The organism is Xanthomarina gelatinilytica (assembly GCF_000348685.1).
Taxonomy (GTDB): Bacteria; Bacteroidota; Bacteroidia; order Flavobacteriales; family Flavobacteriaceae; genus Xanthomarina; species Xanthomarina gelatinilytica.
This window is the reverse complement of record NZ_ANLA01000014.1, coordinates 26219-46407: the sequence shown is the minus strand read 5'-3', so window position 1 is coordinate 46407 and position 20189 is coordinate 26219. Positions and strand designations below refer to the sequence as shown.

Annotated in this window: 21 protein-coding genes; 12 read left to right on the top strand and 9 right to left on the bottom strand. The window is 34.2% G+C overall.

Annotated features, from left to right (window positions below; translation table 11 throughout):
* Positions 1-80 precede the first annotated feature (80 nt).
* Positions 81-242 carry a 50S ribosomal protein L34 gene (gene rpmH, locus D778_RS09035; protein ID WP_040492009.1) on the bottom strand — a complete coding sequence of 54 codons (162 nt, stop codon included), beginning with the start codon at positions 240-242 and terminating at the stop codon, positions 81-83.
* 170 nt (positions 243-412) lie between these two features.
* Between rpmH and D778_RS09030 the strand changes: the two genes are divergently transcribed.
* Both D778_RS09030 and D778_RS09025 read left to right on the top strand, forming a co-directional pair.
* Positions 413-1309: a DUF6263 family protein gene (locus tag D778_RS09030; RefSeq protein WP_040492007.1), complete on the top strand. Its 897-nt coding sequence runs from the start codon at positions 413-415 to the stop codon at positions 1307-1309.
* A complete protein-coding gene (locus D778_RS09025; RefSeq protein ID WP_007649871.1) occupies positions 1299-1871 on the top strand; it encodes a tetratricopeptide repeat protein in 573 nt (190 codons plus the stop codon). Before D778_RS09030 ends, D778_RS09025 begins: the two co-directional genes overlap by 11 nt.
* Before the next feature lie 71 nt (positions 1872-1942).
* Here the strand turns inward: D778_RS09025 and D778_RS09020 are convergent, their stop codons facing one another.
* Positions 1943-2872 carry a lytic transglycosylase domain-containing protein gene (locus D778_RS09020; protein ID WP_007649869.1) on the bottom strand — a complete coding sequence of 310 codons (930 nt, stop codon included), beginning with the start codon at positions 2870-2872 and terminating at the stop codon, positions 1943-1945.
* A gap of 41 nt (positions 2873-2913) precedes the next feature.
* Positions 2914-3588, bottom strand: coding sequence for an alpha/beta fold hydrolase (locus tag D778_RS09015; RefSeq protein ID WP_007649867.1), 675 nt, complete (start codon positions 3586-3588; stop codon positions 2914-2916).
* Between the two features lie 121 nt (positions 3589-3709).
* Here D778_RS09015 and D778_RS09010 point away from each other — a divergent pair, with 121 nt between their 5' ends.
* Positions 3710-4006 (top strand): N-acetyltransferase, encoded by a 297-nt coding sequence (locus tag D778_RS09010; protein ID WP_007649865.1) that lies wholly within the window; start codon positions 3710-3712, stop codon positions 4004-4006.
* Positions 4007-4066: 60 nt separating this feature from the next.
* On the opposite strand, the gene mtaB is transcribed toward D778_RS09010, so the two are convergent.
* Complete coding sequence (gene mtaB / locus D778_RS09005; RefSeq protein ID WP_007649864.1) at positions 4067-5392, bottom strand: tRNA (N(6)-L-threonylcarbamoyladenosine(37)-C(2))-methylthiotransferase MtaB; 1326 nt, start codon at positions 5390-5392, stop codon at positions 4067-4069.
* Positions 5393-5593: 201 nt separating this feature from the next.
* Positions 5594-6436: a T9SS type A sorting domain-containing protein gene (locus D778_RS09000; RefSeq protein ID WP_007649863.1), complete on the bottom strand. Its 843-nt coding sequence runs from the start codon at positions 6434-6436 to the stop codon at positions 5594-5596.
* A 61-nt stretch (positions 6437-6497) separates the two neighbouring features.
* Between D778_RS09000 and D778_RS08995 the strand changes: the two genes are divergently transcribed.
* Entirely contained in the window at positions 6498-8078 is a 1581-nt protein-coding gene (locus D778_RS08995) for an ABC transporter substrate-binding protein (protein WP_007649862.1), read from the top strand.
* Here D778_RS08995 and D778_RS08990 read toward each other — a convergent pair.
* The 3 genes from D778_RS08990 to D778_RS08980 form a co-directional block, all read right to left on the bottom strand.
* On the bottom strand, positions 8075-8779 hold the full coding sequence (locus D778_RS08990) for a lysoplasmalogenase family protein (protein WP_007649861.1): 705 nt from the start codon (positions 8777-8779) through the stop codon (positions 8075-8077). The genes D778_RS08995 and D778_RS08990 overlap by 4 nt on opposite strands.
* Before the next feature lie 119 nt (positions 8780-8898).
* Positions 8899-10092: a GlmU family protein gene (locus D778_RS08985; protein WP_007649860.1), complete on the bottom strand. Its 1194-nt coding sequence runs from the start codon at positions 10090-10092 to the stop codon at positions 8899-8901.
* A 126-nt stretch (positions 10093-10218) separates the two neighbouring features.
* On the bottom strand, positions 10219-10470 hold the full coding sequence (locus tag D778_RS08980; protein WP_007649859.1) for a type B 50S ribosomal protein L31: 252 nt from the start codon (positions 10468-10470) through the stop codon (positions 10219-10221).
* 176 nt (positions 10471-10646) lie between these two features.
* On the opposite strand from D778_RS08980, the gene D778_RS08975 reads away from it, so the two are divergent.
* The 7 genes from D778_RS08975 (at position 10647) to D778_RS08945 (ending at position 17797) form a co-directional block, all read left to right on the top strand.
* On the top strand, positions 10647-11177 hold the full coding sequence (locus tag D778_RS08975; protein ID WP_007649858.1) for a DUF4199 domain-containing protein: 531 nt from the start codon (positions 10647-10649) through the stop codon (positions 11175-11177).
* 43 nt (positions 11178-11220) lie between these two features.
* On the top strand, positions 11221-12168 hold the full coding sequence (locus D778_RS08970) for a glycosyltransferase family 2 protein (RefSeq protein ID WP_040492003.1): 948 nt from the start codon (positions 11221-11223) through the stop codon (positions 12166-12168).
* A 79-nt stretch (positions 12169-12247) separates the two neighbouring features.
* Positions 12248-13978 (top strand): phospho-sugar mutase, encoded by a 1731-nt coding sequence (locus D778_RS08965; RefSeq protein WP_202898527.1) that lies wholly within the window; start codon positions 12248-12250, stop codon positions 13976-13978.
* On the top strand, positions 13979-15811 hold the full coding sequence (locus D778_RS08960) for an ABC transporter ATP-binding protein (protein WP_007649855.1): 1833 nt from the start codon (positions 13979-13981) through the stop codon (positions 15809-15811).
* A 455-nt stretch (positions 15812-16266) separates the two neighbouring features.
* Positions 16267-16809, top strand: a complete 543-nt coding sequence (locus tag D778_RS08955; RefSeq protein WP_007649854.1) for an RNA polymerase sigma factor — start codon at positions 16267-16269, stop codon at positions 16807-16809.
* A 33-nt stretch (positions 16810-16842) separates the two neighbouring features.
* Entirely contained in the window at positions 16843-17340 is a 498-nt protein-coding gene (locus D778_RS08950; RefSeq protein ID WP_007649853.1) for a hypothetical protein, read from the top strand.
* Positions 17341-17353: 13 nt separating this feature from the next.
* Entirely contained in the window at positions 17354-17797 is a 444-nt protein-coding gene (locus D778_RS08945) for a Spy/CpxP family protein refolding chaperone (protein WP_007649852.1), read from the top strand.
* 28 nt (positions 17798-17825) lie between these two features.
* Here the strand turns inward: D778_RS08945 and D778_RS08940 are convergent, their stop codons facing one another.
* On the bottom strand, positions 17826-18869 hold the full coding sequence (locus D778_RS08940; protein WP_007649851.1) for a WD40/YVTN/BNR-like repeat-containing protein: 1044 nt from the start codon (positions 18867-18869) through the stop codon (positions 17826-17828).
* A 101-nt stretch (positions 18870-18970) separates the two neighbouring features.
* Here D778_RS08940 and D778_RS08935 point away from each other — a divergent pair, with 101 nt between their 5' ends.
* Positions 18971-20188 (top strand): RsmB/NOP family class I SAM-dependent RNA methyltransferase, encoded by a 1218-nt coding sequence (locus D778_RS08935; protein ID WP_040491980.1) that lies wholly within the window; start codon positions 18971-18973, stop codon positions 20186-20188.
* Position 20189 lies beyond the last annotated feature (1 nt).

The window sequence follows — 20189 nt, the reverse complement described above, 5'->3', positions numbered from 1 at the left end:
TGCAAAATTACTGATTTGTAGATATAAAAAAAGGCGTTACCGTAAAGTAACACCTTTTATATATCAACAATTGTTAATCATTATTTTTTATGTCTTGCTTCAGAAGATACAGATAATTTCTTTCTACCTTTTGCTCTTCTACGAGCTAGTACTTTTCTACCATTGGCAGAAGCCATTCTTTCTCTAAAGCCATGTTTGTTCTTTCTCTTTCTCTTTGACGGCTGAAATGTTCTTTTACTCATTACTTATTATCTTTAAAATCTTCTTTATTTTATCTAAATAATCTGTTTTAACCTTTATCTAAAACTGAGCGCAAATATACAAACCCTTTTTTATTTGACAAACCTTATTTTAAAAATATTTTTTCAATAAAAATTTAGTTTCTTTGCACTACAAAATCCATGCTCATAAAATGAACCCTTTTGTTGTTAAAATAACTGTTTGTTTACTGGTTATCTCTAATCTTGTTTTTTCGCAAAATACATTGGAATACAAGCTTAATATTGGTGATAACCTGACCATTACACAAATTTCAACACAACAGATTACCCAAGACTTGAATGGTTCCAAGCATGAAATGTCCAACAATTTAGAATGCGATTTTAATTTAATAGTGACTGCTAAAACAGACAGTTCTTATCTAATAAATTTTAAATTTAAGAGGTTTAAATTAAAAACAACATCCAATATTTATGGTGATTTAATGAATGTGGACACCCATTTGGAAGATAAAAAAGACGATTTAGAGTCTAAAATGTTTTCTGGATTAACAAGTTCTGTCCTAAAAATTGAAATGCTTAAAACAGGTAAAATCCTTAATGTCTCAGGAACTCAGGCCATGATAAAAAAAATGGTTGAAAATGCAGGCATAGAAGACCAGTTTACCAAAGAGCTAACCATAGAGGCCTTAAAAGAAGAGTATGGTAACGAAAGCCTTTCCAGGAGCTTTGAACAGATGACCTACTTTTACCCTAACAAGAAAGTATTGGTTGGCGACCAGTGGACAAACACCTACTCTGGAGCAATAACGGCAAAAAACAATTGGACCTTAAAAGAATTCAACAAAAGCATTGTTTTGGATGCTATGAGCAATATCTCCATGGTTTCAGAAGAGGAATCTCATGTTATGAAGCTTAAAGGCTCTCAAGATACCCATGTGATTGCAAATAAACTTTCTGGTTTTCCAGAACTCATAACGGTTACTTCCACAACCAAAGGAACAACAGTTATGAACCAAATGGAAACTGTGGAAATCCCAACAACTATTATTTCAAAAACAACTTATAAAACTAAAAAACATGTACAATAAAGTATTTAAATTAATTATTGCAGCTTTAATAATTGCTTATGCCATATACCAATTTACAGAAGGTTTCATAGGTAATGGTATTATGTACCTTTTACTATCTACAATTTTTATTTTTCTATATTTTAAGAATGAAATTATATTATTGGCTTTTTTAAGATTGCGTAAACAAGATTTTACTGGTGCCAAAAAATGGTTAAACAGGATAAAAAACCCAGAAACGGCTTTGGTAAAAAAACAGCAAGGTTATTATAATTTCCTTCATGGCATTATGGTGTCTCAAGAAAACATGAACGAAGCCGAAAAATATTTTAAAAAGGCTGTTGCTTTAGGTTTAAGCATGGATCACGATATGGCAATGGCCAAATTAAACTTGGCTGGAATCGCTTTTAGCAAACGTAGAAAAAATGAAGCGCAGTTATTATTGAGTGAAGCACAAAAACTGGATAAAAGGAACATGCTTACTGAGCAAATCAAGATGATGAAAGACAATATGAAAAAAGCGCAAATGCCCAACCAACATTTTGGTGGACACAGACAGCCACGTGCTGGAAAACGAAGATAACAGAGACTAAGGTCCATAAAAAAAGCTTAATCTTTTGGGATTAAGCTTTTTTTTATGTCCAAACCTAGGTGTTAAGATTTTGTTTTATAATATCCCTCTTTAGGGATTTCTATGAAATACTGTTTTCTGGACTTGTTGTTTAGGTGTGGTTCCCGTAACCATGGATTGTGGATTTTTAAAATTTTATAATTTATTCCAAACCCTTTGGCAAAAGACGCAAAATCTGTAACTGCTGTATCAACCTCCACCTTGTAAGTTGGCACTTGAGTATATAAATCCTTCTCTCTAAAGTTAAAACCATACCTATCTGGATGGGACAGGATTTCTTTTAAGGCTACAATTCTAAATAAATACCTACCAGTTTCTTCCCCTAAAAGCAAATCGTAATAATCGGTAACATCTTGCTCTTGCAAACGTTTGGAAACGCCATAATTACCAGCATTGTAGGCAGCAGCTGCCAAAGTCCAAGACCCCAATTGTTCTTTGGATTTTTTTAAATACTCGCAAGCAACTTCAGTAGACTTTTCCAAGTGGTAGCGTTCATCAACATTATCGTTAATTTCCAGGCCATACTCTTTACCAGTGGTTGGCATGATTTGCCAGACACCTCTGGCTCCAGCTGGAGACACCACATTCATCAATCCACTTTCAATAACGGCCAAATATTTAAAATCGTCTGGAACACCATGCTTTTTAAGGATAGGCTCTATAATTGGAAAATATTTATGGGCTCTTTTAAACATCAACAAGCCATTTGATTGCCAATAAGTGTTAACCAACAGTTCCCTATCCATTCGTTCCAAAATATCTGGATCATCCAAAGGGATATCTTCTCCAGCAAAATTTAAATGTTCTGGAATTTGTAGTGCATAAACATTATAGTCGTTAATTAATTTTTTTTCGAAATTTTCGTCTGTAGGTGCATCTTGCAGTGCATATACAAAAATCATCATTAAACTGGTTAACCCTATGAAAGCCAGTGTGTTTTTAACCCATTTCATCTTAAAAAGTTTTTATAAATTTAATAAAATAACAGCAATATTTAAGCCAATTCTTCATCTAAAATTAATTTTGGCAAATTTTTGTTAAACCACTTATATCTATCAATAATCATAATGTGTGTACCTCCTTTTACTGTAATGCATTCACCTAAACATCTATGAGGAAAAACGGCGTCCTTTTCTCCATGGATATGAATGGCCTCTGGCAACGGTTTTTCCTGATCCCAACAAATAACCTGTTTAATGGCCCAATCCAGGTATTGCTTATTGGTAACAGAAAGGTATTTTCTATATAAAGCAACACGCTTTTTTATGGTGTTGCCAAATGTGTATTTAGCCAAAGCATCTATATTATTAACCAAACTGGTTGGCATTATTTTATAGGCTTTGGTCATCCTGGCAAGTTTCATGCGTTTGGAAAACTCGTGCTTTGTTTTCACACTGGAAACCACAATTAGTTTTTTTAACTTGATGTGTTTGCTCATTTCCTGAACCATAATCCCACCAAAGGAAACTCCCACCAACACCACATTATCATGTTCTATAAGTTCCACCATGCGTTTGGCATATTGCGTAATGGACTCATTTTTAGCAGGTATCAACCATTCCAGCATGTGCATCTTAAATTGGTCTTTGGGTAATTTAATGTTTTCAAAAATCAATGGACTGGCAGCCATTCCTGGAACAAAATAAACATGTATGATATCTTGACTCATAAGCTTTTAAGTATGTAAAAAATGAATTTTTACAATATTTTTTCGTAAATTTGCGTTACAAAACTATTGAAAAATAGCACTGACTCCTATAAATTCCATTTAAATAAAAAACTTTCTTATTATGATTGAAGCATCTGAACTTGTGGACAATGACTTTTTACGTCAGTATGAATTGAAAATTGATGATCATTTAGCAAAAATCGAGTATTCGCTACAAGAACGAAAGATATTTTTAACCAAGCTTATCATCCCAGACGAGATTAATTCTGAAGCGTTTCAAAACGACTTTTTAGTTACTGTTTTCCAAGATATTGAAGAGCGCAACCTAAGTGTGGTTCCCACTAGTCCTGAAATTGCCAAATTTGTGAGAAAAAACAGAAAATACAAACGCATGCTTCCTGTTGGCGTTAGAATATAAATTAAAGATATGTAACATCACAAAAAATCCGAAACTTAAAAATTTCGGATTTTTTTATTTTTAGCTTACCATTTCGTTTAAAAACTCCAGCCTTACCAGGCCATCGTCATCAATCTTGGTTAAGGAAACCTCATGAATGGTATTCACCAACTCTGGATTCCAAGGTGCTTTTACTTTTACATAATTACCAGTAAAGCCCTGTATATAACCTTCTTTGTTTTCACTTTCAAACAACACTTTTCTTGTAGTGTCCAATTGGCTTTCATAGAAAGCGCGTCGTTTTTTTGCAGATAACCCCCTTAGCATTTTGCTTCTTTTGGCCCTAACCCTTTTTGGTACAACACCATCCATATTGGCTGCCAAAGTATTGTCCCTTTCAGAATAAGTAAAAACATGTAAATAAGATATATCCAATTCGTTTAAAAAATTGTAGGTCTCCAAGAACAGTTCGTCTGTTTCTCCTGGAAACCCTACAATCACATCCACACCTATGCACGCATGTGGCATGACCTCTTTAATTTTGGCAACACGATCTATATACAGTTCGCGCATATAACGTCTTCGCATGAGTTTTAATATTTTATTGCTGCCACTTTGCAAAGGGATATGAAAATGAGGGACAAATGTGTTGCTTTTGGAAACAAAATCTATGGTTTCGTTTTTTAATAAGTTAGGCTCGATGGAAGAAATACGCAACCTTTCTATACCTTCAACTTTATCAAGTTCCTTTACCAAATCCAGAAAGGTGTGCTCGTGCTTTTTGTTACCAAACTCCCCTTTTCCGTAATCGCCTATGTTAACTCCTGTTAGCACAATTTCTTTAATGTCTTGTTTAGAAATCTCTTTGGCATTGTTAAGCACATTGTTCAAGGTATCACTTCTGGAAATACCTCTGGCCAACGGAATGGTACAATAGGTACATTTATAGTCGCAACCGTCCTGTACTTTTAAAAAGGCACGCGTCCTGTCTCCTATGGAATAACTTCCAACATAAAAGTCGGCCTCTTCAATTTCGCAGGAATGTACTTCACCAAAATCGTTTTTGGACAAGTCGTTTATATAATCTGTAATCTTAAATTTTTCAGTGGCGCCAAGCACCAAATCCACGCCATCTACGTCTGCCAATTCTTGAGGCTTTAACTGCGCATAACAACCAATGGCAGCCACAAAAGCATCTGGATTCAATTTTTGAGCTTGTTTAACAATGGTTTTAAAACGCTTATCTGCATTTTCGGTAACCGAACAGGTATTTATAACATAAATATCGGCTTTGTCATGAAACTCAACCCTATCAAAACCTTCATCTTTAAAATTTCTTGCAATGGTGGACGTTTCCGAAAAATTAAGCTTACAGCCCAAGGTGTAGAATGCGACTTTTTTTCTCATAATCAAATTCACGTTTCCATAAAAATAGAAACCCTTTGGATTTTTTTTTATGACATGACATGCTAATGACATCATGTCTGGATATTAAAAATAATTAAAAATCATCCTCTTGAATAGAAAGAGGGTTGCAAAATTAATGAAAAAGAGCGCTTTAAACAGTTAAAGCGCTCTTTTTTTTAGAAACATGTATTATATATGGGTCTAGTTTTTAATTATTTTTCTGGTTACATCTCCTCTATCTGTTTCAATTTTCATTAAATAAACGCCAGGAGATAAATCAGAAACATCTAATTTTCTTGCGTTTTGAGCTTTTAAAACCACTTGTCCAGTTATTGAATAAACATTCACTTGTTTTACCGTAATGGAATTGTGCAATTGAATGTTTAGCTCATTTTGAACTGGGTTTGGAAATATGGATATGTTATTCTCTAGAGAAAAATCATCTACACTTAATAAACATGTTCCTTCAAAAGTATAAGTTCCATCAATTAGAGGGTCGCCAGATGATAACACCCAGGCTCCGGAAGTATCATTAGTCACAGCATAAGGTAAACCAGCTACAAGAGCTCCTCCTGTGACACCTGTATCTCCATTGTTTACATTACCCATAATGAAACCAACCCAAAACTTGGCTTCAGAGTCTCCAATTAAGTTATCTAATTCTACAGGTGTACTAAAAGTAAAAGTTACATTATAAATAGCAAAAGTGCCTATTGGAGCTTCTGTGACCACTGTAGGCGTAATAGTCTCAGAGACCAATTCAGAACCTGGCAATCCTAAATTATCACTATAAACTTTTACAATTCCTGTTGGATTGAGAGCCGCTAAATTTGCTGTAGCCATTTTAACAGTTATCGTTGTTAAATTAAATTGTGTATATGCATCTACGGCTAGATCAAAGGCAACTATAGGATTTCCTCTTTCAGGATTAGTATAAATAATACTAGTTACAGGAGCAGGATTATTTTGCGAACAAGGTGTTTGAGAATGACCTACCCAAGCAAATAAAACAGTTAATAAAAATAGGATGTAATTTTTTTTCATAATTTTAGAGTTTGAATTTAAAAATAAATATAGCCTTTTTAATAGCCTTTTTAATTTATAAATGAAATTTATATTCATACTTTTCTTACTATTTTTTGCCTGTAACGGTAAAGAAAACCTTTCAACTAACGTATTTCGCTACAACGAACATAAAAACATAGGCTCTTTAGATCCTGCTTTTGCCAAAGACAATGCAGATATTTGGGCCGTAAACCAATTGTTTAATGGTTTGGTTCAAATGGATGAGCATTTAAATGTGCAGCCCTGTATTGCCAAACAATGGCAAATCTCCCAGGATGCACTTACTTATACTTTTTCCCTTAGAAACGATGTTTTTTTTCATAAGCATGATTTGTTTGGGAAAAACGCTACCAGAACGGTCAAGGCCAGTGATTTTGAATATAGTTTTAATCGATTGTTGGATAAACAAATTGCATCTCCTGGAAGTTGGGTCCTCAATAAAGTGGAATCATTCCATGCCATTAACGATACGTTATTTCAAATTACCCTAAAACAACCTTTTCCTGCTTTTTTAGGATTGTTAACCATGAAATACTGTTCCGTAGTCCCAAAAGAAATTGTATCGCATTACAAAAGTGAATTCCGTTCGCATCCTATTGGAACTGGCCCTTTTAAATTTAAGCGTTGGGAAGAAAACATCAAATTGGTGTTCAGAAAAAACAACCATTACTTTGAAACAGATGAAACAGGACAAAAATTACCTTATTTAGAAGCTGTAGCCATTACGTTTTTGCCAGACAAACAAAGTGAGTTTTTACAATTTGCCCAAGGGAATTTAGATTATGTATCTGGTTTGGATGCATCTTATAAAGACGAAATACTAACTGCAAAAGGAGAACTTAGAGAACAATATGCCAACAAAGTGAACATGCTTAGAGGCCCTTATTTAAACACCGAGTATTTAGCTTTTTACATGGACTCCAACGTTCCGGAAATTCAATCTGCACTTTTAAGAAAAGCTGTTAATTTGGGTTTTGACAGAAAAAAAATGATGATATATTTAAGAAATGGGATTGGAATTCCTGCCTATGGAGGCTTCATACCAAAGGGTTTGCCAGGTTTTAACGAGTCCATAGGATTTACATATCAACCGGAAACATCCAAACAACTTATTGAACAATTCAAAGCAGAAACAGGCATTAAAAATCCAGAAATCACCATTACAACAACCAGTAATTATTTAAGCTTTTGTGAATTCATACAAAGGGAATTACAAAAATCCGGTTTAATCGTGCATATAGATGTCATTCCTGCTGCCACTTTAAAAGATGCCAAAGCCAATGGAAAATTAGATTTGTTTCGAGCCAGTTGGGTTGCCGATTATCCAGATGCTGAAAATTACCTATCCCTATATTACAGCAAGAATTTTGCTCCAAATGGGCCAAATTATACCCATTTTAAAAATGAACAATTTGATTTGTGGTATGAACAGTCATTTACTGAAACCAACACCTTAAAAAGAGAAAATCTTTATACAAAAATGGATAGTTTGGTTATGAGCAAAACTCCTATAGTGCCCTTATTTTATGATGAAGTAGTTAGGTTTACACGACAAAACGTAGAAGGCTTGGGAATCAACCCCATAAATTTATTGGATTTAAAATATGTAAAGAAAAATTAAGTCATCTTTTCATTGTCTCCCACTGCATCTTTCTCAAATACAATTCCCATAGTTATAAGATATATGGAACTACCATAAGCCAACATAACTAAAAAGTCCTGATATGGGATGTTTTGTTTAAAGGTCTTTATGGCCATGATGCTCTCACTAACCAAAAATAACAGAACCCCAAAAAATACATAATAATAACTTCTTGAAGAATATACACCCTTTCTTAAAAAGGCGAATTGAAATATCACCAAGGTAAAAAAGAAACTAAATATGGCTGCTGAAAAAAACACGTTTAAATCTTGATACACAAAACCAACCAAAAGAAAAATATAAGCAAACAGTAGTATTGAAAAAGGAATTAACCTAACAACATTAAAATCTTCTTTATGGATGAATTTAAGACTAAAAAACAACTTTCCGAGCGTAAAAAAAAGCAAACTCGCAGCTAATGAAACCTGATTGAGATGGTTAATGATTAAAATATCACCAATTAAAAAGGAGGTCAACGCCAAAAACACCCATAACTGCCCTCTTTTATTATGGGTTTCTTTGTTATGATAATAATATAACAGCAAAAGAGGAATTAAAAAGGGTTTGGAAAAATACCTATATTCAATAGGTCCATAAAGTTTTACTAGAATATCTATAGCAAGCACCAAAAAATATATGAATGTAAACTGCGTAAAGTTCTTAAATTTAAGGCTAAACATATAAAACTATGAAAATGTAATTGCCGACAAAAGTAATTAAACTCTCGATAAAATGCGTTTTTTTTCTGCAAATTACTTATAATTGGAGCCTATGGATTTACTAAACCCCTAAAAACAGTTTAATCAATAACTTTATGGTAGTTCCGTCTAAACTTTTTAGTGTCTTCAAAAACATGCTCCAGAATAGCTGCATCGACCTCTGTGAACTCTATATCCCTTCTGGACATAACCACTTTGGCCACCTCAAAAGCTTTTTTGGTTAAATAGGTTGTGAAACCGGAACTTCCTCCCCATGAAAAACTTGGAACAAAATTTCTTGGAAACCCACTCCCAAAAATATTGGCACTTACACCAACTACGGTTCCAGTATTGAACATGGTATTGATGCCACATTTGCTGTGATCTCCCATCATTAAACCACAAAACTGCAAGCCTGTTTTAGCAAAACTCTCGGTTTGATAATCCCAAAGCCTTACTTCTGCATAATTGTTTTTTAAATTGGAATTATTGGTGTCTGCTCCAAGATTGCACCATTCTCCCAAAACCGAATTTCCCAAAAACCCATCGTGACCTTTGTTGGAATAGCCAAAAATCACCGAATTATTGATCTCTCCTCCTACTTTACTAAAAGGTCCAACCGTTGTAGGACCATAAATCTTAGCAGACATTTTAACCGTCGCTCCTTCACATAAAGCAAAAGGCCCTCGTATCATGCTGCCTTCCATGATTTCGGCATTCTTACCAATGTAAATTGGGCCATTTTCGGCATTAAGGGAGCACAAAGGCAATTTGGCACCTTCTTCTATAAAAATATCAGATCTGTTAAAAGCGACTGTCATTTCTGGAATGGGTTGAGATTGCCTGCCTTTGGTGAGCAGTTCAAAATCTTCCTGGATGGCTTCGCCATTTTTTGAGAAAATATCCCAAGTATGTTCTATTTTTAAAACATCGTCAACATATTCTATGGCTTCGTACGCATCAAAGTCAATATCGTCTTGCGTATCTTTGGTATAAAAAGCTATAACATCCTCATTATGGAAAATGGCCTGATTGGCTTCTAGGTTTTTAACCATTTCTGCCAAGGTCTGGTTGGGCAAAAAAGACGCATTGATCATGATGTTTTCATCCATTTCCACCATAGGGAATTTGTCAGAAAGATAATCTTCGGTTACCGTTGTAGTTGTAAAATCCAAATATGCCTCCCATTTTTCCCTAATGGTTAAAATACCAATTCTAATATCTGCAACTGGACGAGTAAAGGTAAAAGGCAATAAATTATTGCGCGAAGGACCATCAAAAAGAATATAGTTCATGAGAAGATAAAATTAAGATTATGGAAATAAATCTAGCTGATTCCATTCAAAAGTAACGTAAAAATAGAAAACAAAAAAAGCCTTAGAGATAAATCTTAAGGCTTTTAAAATATATTGAGACTAGGTTTATTTTTTAAACTTAGCGTATTTGTTTTTAAATTTATCGATACGTCCAGCAGTATCCACCAATTTAGATTTTCCTGTGTAGAAAGGATGAGATGTTCTAGAAATTTCCATTTTTACCAATGGGTATTCAACACCATCAACTTCAATGGTTTCGTTGGTTTTCGCAGTAGATTTTGTTAAAAACACATCGTCGTTAGACATATCTTTAAAGGCTACTATTCTATAATTTTCTGGATGTATATCTTTTTTCATCGCTTAAAGCTTTAATTTCTTTCACAAATTTTGAGGTGCAAATTTAAGAATTTTTTGTAAATGAACAATACTTTTAATTTTATTTTTTGAAGATTTATTGTTTTTAGAAAATTAGCTGTAACGTTTTACTATATTTGTTTACTAACTAACTATAAAATAATAAACTTACAACTAATATGGAAACTTCAATTAAATCTAATGGAATTAACTATGGCCTTTATTTAGGAGGCGCTTTATCCTTACTAACTGTTATTGCTTATGCTGTAAACCTAGACTTATTTACAAAATGGTGGTATGGTATTGGATTAATGATTTTGGTTATAGTTTTTGGAATTATTTCTTCCATGAGCTCAAAAAAATTATTGGGAGGTTTTATTAATTTTAAAGGTGCCTTTTCATCCTATTTTATAACTGTAGCCATTGGAATTGTTATTAGCGCTTTGGTTAGTTATATTGTTTTTAACGTTATTGACCCTGAAGCGGCTACGCTCTTACAGGAAAAAATATTGGATTCTCAAGTAGAAATGATGCGTGGTTTTAACGCTCCTGAAGATGCAATAGCCCAAGTTGTAGAACAAATGGAGAAAGAAGACAACATGTTTGCTTTATCTAAAGTACTGCAGTCTATAGCTTTCCAACTTATTGGGTTTAGTGTGGTTGGTCTTATTGTAGCCTTGGTAGTGAAGAAAGATAACCCAGAAGCTTAATTAAATTCATTATTTTTGAGCTTTCAATCTCGACATTTTTTATATGAATATATCAGTAGTCATACCACTACTTAACGAACAAGAATCTTTAAACGAATTATACCATTGGATTGCAAACGTCATGCAATCCAATGGTTTTTCTTATGAAATCATATTCATAGACGATGGCAGCACAGATAATTCCTGGGCTACCATACAACAATTGGCAGAAAAAGACAGCCATGTTAAAGGCATTCGGTTTTTAAAGAATTTTGGAAAATCGCAAGCTTTACATGCTGGCTTTGATAAAGCACAAGGAGATGTTGTCATTACCATGGATGCAGACCTTCAGGACAATCCTGAAGAAATTCCAGAGCTGTACCACATGATAGTTAACGATAAGTACGATATGGTTTCCGGTTGGAAAAAGAAACGCTACGACTCTGTGATTTCTAAAAACCTACCTTCCAAGCTTTTTAATTATGCAGCAAGGAAAACCTCTGGGGTCAAACTTCACGATTTTAATTGTGGTTTAAAATCTTATCACAAAAATGTGGTAAAAAATATTGATGTTAATGGCGAAATGCACAGATACATTCCCGTTTTGGCAAAGAATGCAGGTTTTACCAACATTGGAGAAAAAGTGGTGCAACATCAGGCAAGAAAGTATGGTGTGACCAAATTTGGCATGGATAGGTTTATTCATGGTTTTCTGGATTTAATCACCATTTGGTTTTTATCGCGCTTTGGTAGAAGACCCATGCACCTATTTGGAGCCTTGGGAGTTTTAATGTTTGCTATTGGTTTTGCTTTCGCCATCTATCTCGGAATTGATAAGCTGTACCTAAACCCTTATGGCAGATTAATAACTCAACGTCCTCAGTTTTATATTGCCTTAGTGACCATGATTATAGGTACACAATTTTTTGTAGCTGGTTTTTTAGGGGAAATCATTCTTAGGACCAAGCAGGACAAAAAACGCTATTTAATTAAAGATGAATTAAATATTTAAGCGTTCCGGATTTTTTAATTTGTATTGCCCCATTATCTTTTTTGAAATCCTTATTTTTGCATGACATTTTTTTTTGAATATGATTTACATGGAACCTGAATTATTAGAAAGAGTAAACACTTGGCTAACACCAACTTTTGATAACGACACGCAAGACTACATAAAAAACTTAATAGCCACCAACCCAAAATTGCTTAAAGAAAGCTTCTATAAAAACCTAGAATTTGGTACTGGAGGTATGCGTGGCATTATGGGCATTGGCACCAACAGGATAAACAAATATACTTTAGGGAAAAACACACAAGGGCTTAGCAATTACCTACACAAATCGTTTCCTAATGAACCCCTTAAAGTGGCCATTGCCTTCGATTGCAGACACAACAGTAAAACCCTTGCAAATATTGTTGCCAATGTGTTTTCAGCCAACAACATTCAGGTCTATATTTTTGAGGATTTACGTCCAACACCAGAACTCTCATTCGCTTTAAAACATTTAGGTTGCCATTGTGGCATTGTACTTACTGCATCTCACAATCCGCCTGAATACAATGGTTACAAAGTATATTGGCAAGATGGAGGCCAATTGGTACCACCTCAAGATGCCGAAATAATAACCGAAATAAACAACTTGGATTATTCTGAAATTAAATTTGAAGCCAACAAGGCTTTAATTCAAGTTGTTGGAAAAGAAGTTGACGATGTATTTATAAAGGCATCCATAAAAAACGGAAGTTTTAATACAGCGCAACAAGCTAAAAACCAGTTAAATATTGTATTTACTTCTTTACATGGCACTTCCATTACCATCATACCAGATACCCTAAAACAAGCTGGATACAAAAACCTCCATATAGTTGAAGAACAAGCTGAACCAAATGGCGATTTCCCTACGGTTGAATCTCCAAACCCAGAAGAACCCGAAGCTTTAAAAATGGCTCTGGAATTGGCAGACAAAGTACAAGGAGACTTGGTAATTGGTACAGATCCAGATAGTGACAGAATTGGTGTTGCTGTTAGGGATTTTAATGGAAAAATGACCTTACTGAATGGAAACCAAGCCATGTTACTGATGACGGATTTCTTGTTAAAACAATGGCAAACAGAAGGAAAAATAAAAGGTAAGGAATTTATTGGCTCCACCATTGTTTCCACACCCATGATGAGCGTGTTGGCAAAGGCATACAATGTGGAATGTAAAATAGGCTTGACAGGATTTAAATGGATTGCCAAAATGATCAAAGACTTCCCTGAACTTGATTTTATTGGTGGAGGCGAAGAAAGTTTTGGATTTATGGTTGGTGATTTTGTAAGGGATAAAGATGCTGTAACCTCAACCTTACTTGCCTGCGAAATTGCAGCTCAGGCAAAAGCCAAAGGCAGTTCCATGTACCAAGAATTGATTCAATTGTATGTAACTCATGGTTTTTATAAAGAACGATTGATATCCATCACTAAAAAAGGAATTGAAGGTGCCCAGGAAATCAAACAAATGATGATTGACTTCAGGAACAAACCACTTTCGGTAATAAATAATTCCAAAGTCATTAAAATAGAAGACTATCAAAGTTCCATTGCCTTAAACCCAATTTCCGGAAAAGAAGCACCTATTTCTGTACCAAAATCCAACGTGTTGATTTATTATACTGAAGATGGGAGCCAAATAGCTTTAAGACCTAGTGGAACAGAACCAAAAATCAAATTCTATATTAGCGTTAACACCACATTGGACTCTGTGTCTGATTTTGAAGCTAAGGAACAACAATTGGAAACCAAGATCAACGCTATCATTAAGGATATGCACCTTATTTAAATGAAGAAAATAATAAATCAACTTTGGCCTTTTATCAAAACCTTTAAAAAACACGTTTTTTTAAATGTCTTTTTTAATTTATTATATGCTTTGTTTAGTGCACTTGCATTTATTTCGCTTATTCCCATGTTAAATGTTTTATTCGATAAAACAGCTGTAGTTAGGGAAGCTCCGGTTTGGAATGGCATTAAAGGCATTAAAACCTATGGCGAGCAGCTTTTAAATTATAAAGTGAGCAATTATTTGGAAAACGGCAATGCACAAATGGCTTTGGTGATTGTTATTTCATTGGTTATTTCAACCTTTCTTCTTAAAAATTTATTCGGTTATTTATCCATGCAACACATGATGTATCTTAAAAATGGTGTCTTGAACAACCTAAGAAAAGATATGTACAAAAAAATTATAGAACTTCCCTTAAGTTTTTATTCAAAAAGACAAAAAGGAGATGTCATGGCCAGGATTTTGGGTGATATCAACGAAATGCAAAACTCCTTTTTTATTGTTTTGGAACTTATAGTTAGGGAACCTGCAACCATTATCTTCTCTTTAATTTTCATGTTTACCTTCAGTTGGAAACTAACGCTTTTTGTATTGCTTTTTATTCCAGTTGCTGGGCTTTTAATTTCAAGATTGGGAAAAAGCCTAAAAAGCAATTCTTTAAAAGCACAGCAAGAATCTGGAAAATTAATCTCCATTGTTGAAGAATCCTTAACAGGGCTAAAGATTGTAAAAAGTTATAATGCAGAGACCATTTTTAAAAACAACTTTACCAATTCTGCCAATAAAATTCTTAAATTATCAAATAAAATTGGATTGAAAAACAATCTTGCTGGACCTGTTAGCGAAGTTTTGGGCATCACTACCATTGCAGTATTATTATGGTATGGTGGTCAATTGGTACTTGTTGAAAAAGTAATTGAGGGTACAGATTTTTTAGCATTCATGGGATTGGCATATGCCATTTTAACACCTGCTAAAGCCATAAGCAAAGCATCTTACAGGGTTAAAAACGGTATTGCAGCAGCAGATCGCGTGTTTGAAATTTTACATGAGCAAGATACCATGTCCGATTTGCCAAATGCCACTGTTCTTCAAGACTTCCAAAATGAATTATCTGTTAACAACATCTCTTTTAAGTACGATAACGAGTTGGTTTTGAAAAACTTTAGCCTAAAAGTCCCTAAAGGAAAAACCGTAGCTCTTGTTGGCCAATCGGGAAGTGGAAAAAGTACCATAGCAAACTTGGTCACCAGATTTTACGACATTAATGAGGGTAGCATAACCATAGATGGAACAGATATTAAAAATGTAACAAAAAATTCTCTAAGGAACCTTATGGGATTGGTCACGCAAGACTCCATACTTTTTAACGATACCATAAAAAATAACATCTTAATTGGAAAACCAGATGCTACCGACGAAGAGATTATGGAGGCTTTAAAAATTGCCAATGCCTGGGAGTTTGTAAAAGACTTACCAAACGGCATAGAAACCAATGTTGGAGATGCCGGAAATAATTTTTCTGGAGGTCAAAAACAGCGTTTAAGCATAGCAAGAGCTGTATTAAAAAACCCTCCTATCATGATTCTGGACGAAGCCACTTCTGCCCTGGATACTGAAAGTGAGCGTTTGGTTCAAATAGCTTTAGAGAACATGATGAAGAACAGAACCTCTATTGTTATTGCCCATAGATTATCCACTATACAAAATGCCGACGAAATTATAGTGATGCAAAAAGGGGAAATTGTAGAACAAGGAGCCCACCAGGAATTATTGGCAAAAAATGGCATGTACAAAAAACTGGTAGAAATGCAGAGTTTTGAGCAATAATTTCATTAAGTTAAGGCAATTCAAAGGGATTACGAACCTTAACTTAAAAAAATTACAATTTGATCTTGTACAATTTCGTTATTAAAACAGCACATAAAACAGCTCTAGAATCTAGATGCTAAAATTTCTTGTTAAAAAACCATTCATAAAAATATAACAAACATAAAAATATTAGGGCTAAGTGGTTTACACAAAAAAAAAAGGACAATACTTTCATATTGTCCTTTTTTGCTATTGTTAGACTTGGGGAGAAACTAACAATTAAGTAGGTTGATTGATGTAAACATAATACAAAAATTTTAAGAAAACAAATAAAAAATGTTTTTCGTCGTAGTAATGATGCCGTTTATCGATGTTTTACAAATTAACCTTTTGATTAACAATAATTTAACTTTTTGGTAAATTTTAAAATTAAACTTTCATTACTTTGTAAGGTCTAATATTAAAATTATCAGGTGACAGACGAATCTAAATTATTAGAACAGCTTCAATCCAACCAGCATAAAGACAGTGCTTTTAAAGAACTCATCACTCTTTATAAAGAACGCTTGTATTGGCATATTCGTCATATAGTTAAATCTCATGACGACGCAGACGATGTACTTCAAAACACTTTTATAAAAATCTATAAAAATATTCATAACTTTAAAGGAGATAGCAAACTTTTTTCTTGGATGTACAGAATTGCCACCAACGAGTCCTTGACCTTTATAAAACAAAGGGCTAAACAATTACAAATGTCCAACGAAGACATAAAACAATTGGCCATAGACAACCTAAAAGCTGATGTTTATTTTGAAGGAGACGACATACAATACAAATTGCAGCAGGCCATTGCCACCTTGCCGGAAAAACAGCAATTGGTTTTTAACATGAAATATTTTCAGGATATAAAATATAAAGACATGGCACAAATATTGGATACCAGTGAAGGTGCCTTGAAAGCATCTTACCACATTGCCATAAAAAAACTGGAAGACTATTTAACTAACAATTAAACTTTTACAACAAAAAACAGTCTAACTGTTAAAATGAAAAAGAAAAAGATACATACCATTAAAAAAACAGGGTTTAAAACCCCTCCAGATTATTTCACAAATTTGGAAGATTCCCTATGGTCTCAAATTCAACTGTCCGAAAAAATAAACAAAACAAGTTTTAAAACTCCTGTAAATTATTTTGAAACCCTTGAAGACAAAATTATCAGTCAAGTTTCAGTAAAACAAGAAAGCAAAGTCATCACGTTGTTCTCAAAAAGAAACATGATAGCCATAAGTGGTGTAGCTGCAGCTGTAATATTGCTTTTTAATTTGAACCTCTTTAACAAGAACCTTAGTTTTGACACTATAGAAACCGAAGTTTTAGAAAATTATGTGTCCAATCAAGAGTTTGAAACCATGGATTTGGAAACTGAAATCATAGAAGACATAGATATTTCCTCTTTTATTTTAGAAGAATCCATAAGCGATGCATCTTTAGAAAATTATTTATACAACACATCAGATTTAGAAGATTTTATTTCTGAATAACAACATATTGGATATGAAAAAAACAATTCTTTTAATAGTCTTTGTTAGTTTGGCCATAAACCTGCATGCCCAGGACAAACACGAAAAAATAAAAGCCCTTAAAACTGCTTACATAACAGAACAATTGAATTTAACTAAAGCCGAAGCCGAAAAATTTTGGCCTATTTACAATAATTTTGAAGAAGAGAAAAGAGCCCTTAAAAAAGAGGCTCATGAAAGCAGAAAAAAAGTGGATATAGAAAGCTTGACCGAAGCGCAAGCAAAAGACATGCTGGAAGACATGAAGGCTTTAAACAATAGAAGAAACGAGATATACAACAGTTTGATTATTGATTTACAAAAAGTTATTTCTGCAAAAAAAATTGTTCAGTTAAAAAAAGCTGAAGACGATTTCAACAAAAAAATGTTTGAGGAATATAGAAAACGACATCATTCTGACAGGAAGGAAGGACATTAAACAAAAAAGAAGCCAATGGCTTCTTTTTTTATTTAAACATTAATTTACTTATGCGTTTTTGGCCAGCAGCATAGGCCACACTATCGTTTAAAAACCGAAGCGTGTAAAACCCTTCCTTACTTATGCTTTTCCATGAATCACCTCCATCCTTACTGTAATCTATGCCCTTAAAACCTACAGTCACCAATTCTTTTCCGTTTCCATTTGGAACATACTGTACGCAACTTCTATAACCTGGTTCTTTTCCAGAAGCTATAAGCGTCCAGGTGTTTCCTCCATCGTTGGTGATAATTTTATTGGCTGTATTGCTCTCCGGATTGGTATAATCTCCACCAATGGCAAATCCATTCTTGTTGTCATAAAAAGCCATGGAATAAATGCCCTCTGTTTCTTTGGCATTAATAACAGGTGTTTGTACAACGCTCCAAGACTTACCTTTGTCTTCAGAAAAATAAACCCTTCCAGCTGTTGTGGCAATCCAAGTATTATTGCCTTTAACTGCAATGTTGGTGTTGCTGGCTGCAAACGCACCTTCAGCTTCCTTAGCTTTTGGCAACACATCGCAAGAAAGCTTATGCCATGTGTTCCCTCCATCCCTTGTAATTATGATGCTTAAACAAGCCTCTGTAGTATCTCCAATGGCAATACCTTCCTGATCGTTCCAAAAAATCATAGAATCATAAAAAACCTTTGGATGCTCTTCAAAATAAACCAATTCCATAGTCCCTTGATCTCCAGTTTTAAACAACATGGCTGGATTTCCCACACTTAACATAAAAAAATCAGAAGAGGTATGCGCAACAGATCTAAATTCCAGTTGTAAAGTATCATAAACCTGCTTTGAAATTTGCCAACTTTCTTTCTTTGGATTATAAAGTCCATAGGCACCATTATTGGCTGCAAATGTCAAACTGCCATCATTTAAAATATCTATGGATCGAATACTTAGCAAAGAATCCTCCAATATGGTTTCTATTTCAACAGTATTAAAATCCCTTGGGATAAAAGTCGCTTCATCTTTACAGGAAACCATAAAACCACAAATCAAAACCAAACAAATAATACTCCTCATTTTAAAAATTTTTCAGGAAAGATAAGCCTATTCATCTAAATAATAAAAACATTCGAAAATTCATCTCTTTTAACGTAACTTTGCAAGCTTATAAAATTGAAATGAGATTACACAGAAATTTATGCTTTGCCGTTATTGATGGATTGACCCTAATCTTCAATGAAGACAAATATGCAGATAAAGTTATCCAACAACTATTAAAACGTGACAAACGTTGGGGAGCAAGAGATCGCGCTTTTGTAGCCGAAACCACTTACGACATAGTAAGATGGAAACGCTTATACGCTGAAATTGCTGAAGTGAAGGAACCATTCGACAGAGACAACCTGTGGCGTATTTTTGCAGTCTGGGCCACCTTAAGAGGCATTAAACTTCCTGATTGGAAATATTTTGAAAACACGCCAACCCGTAAAATAAAAGGACGTTTCGACGAACTCTCCAAAATTAGAAAATACAAGGAGTCCATTCCAGATTGGTTAGATGAACTTGGCGAAAAAGAGCTAGGCAAAGCCGTTTGGACCAAAGAAATTGCAGCTTTAAACGAACAAGCTGACGTTATTTTAAGAGTCAATACCCTTAAAACAACCAAAGAAAAACTACAATCCGAATTATTTGATTTAGATATTGAAACCGAATTTATTAAAGACTATCCCCATGCACTAAAACTTAAGGAACGTGCCAATGTCTTTACTACAGAAGCTTTCCAAAATGGCCTTTTTGAAGTCCAGGATGCTTCTTCACAATTAGTGGCCGAATTCCTGAATGTGCAACCAGGTATGCGCGTGGTAGATGCTTGTGCAGGAGCTGGTGGCAAAGCATTGCACTTGGCGTCGCTTATGGAAAACAAAGGCCAAATTATAGCCATGGACATCTACGATAACAAATTAAAGGAATTAAAACGTAGAGCCAAACGCAATGGAGCTCACAACATAGAACCAAGACATATAGATTCCACTAAAGTTATAAAAAAACTATACGATAAAGCAGATCGCGTACTTATAGATGCACCTTGCTCCGGACTTGGTATTTTACGCAGAAATCCAGATGCCAAATGGAAACTGCAACCAGAGTTTCTGGAAAACATAAAAAAAACACAACAAGAAATATTACAACAATACTCCAGAATGGTAAAACCTGCAGGACAAATGGTTTATGCTACTTGTTCTATCCTTCCTTCAGAAAACAAAAAGCAAGTGGAGACTTTTTTAACATCTGAAATGGGAAAAGATTTTACCTTTGTAAAAGACAAAAGCATCTTGTCCCACAAAACGGGTTATGATGGATTTTACATGGCCTTATTAGAAAAGAAAAACAAATAAA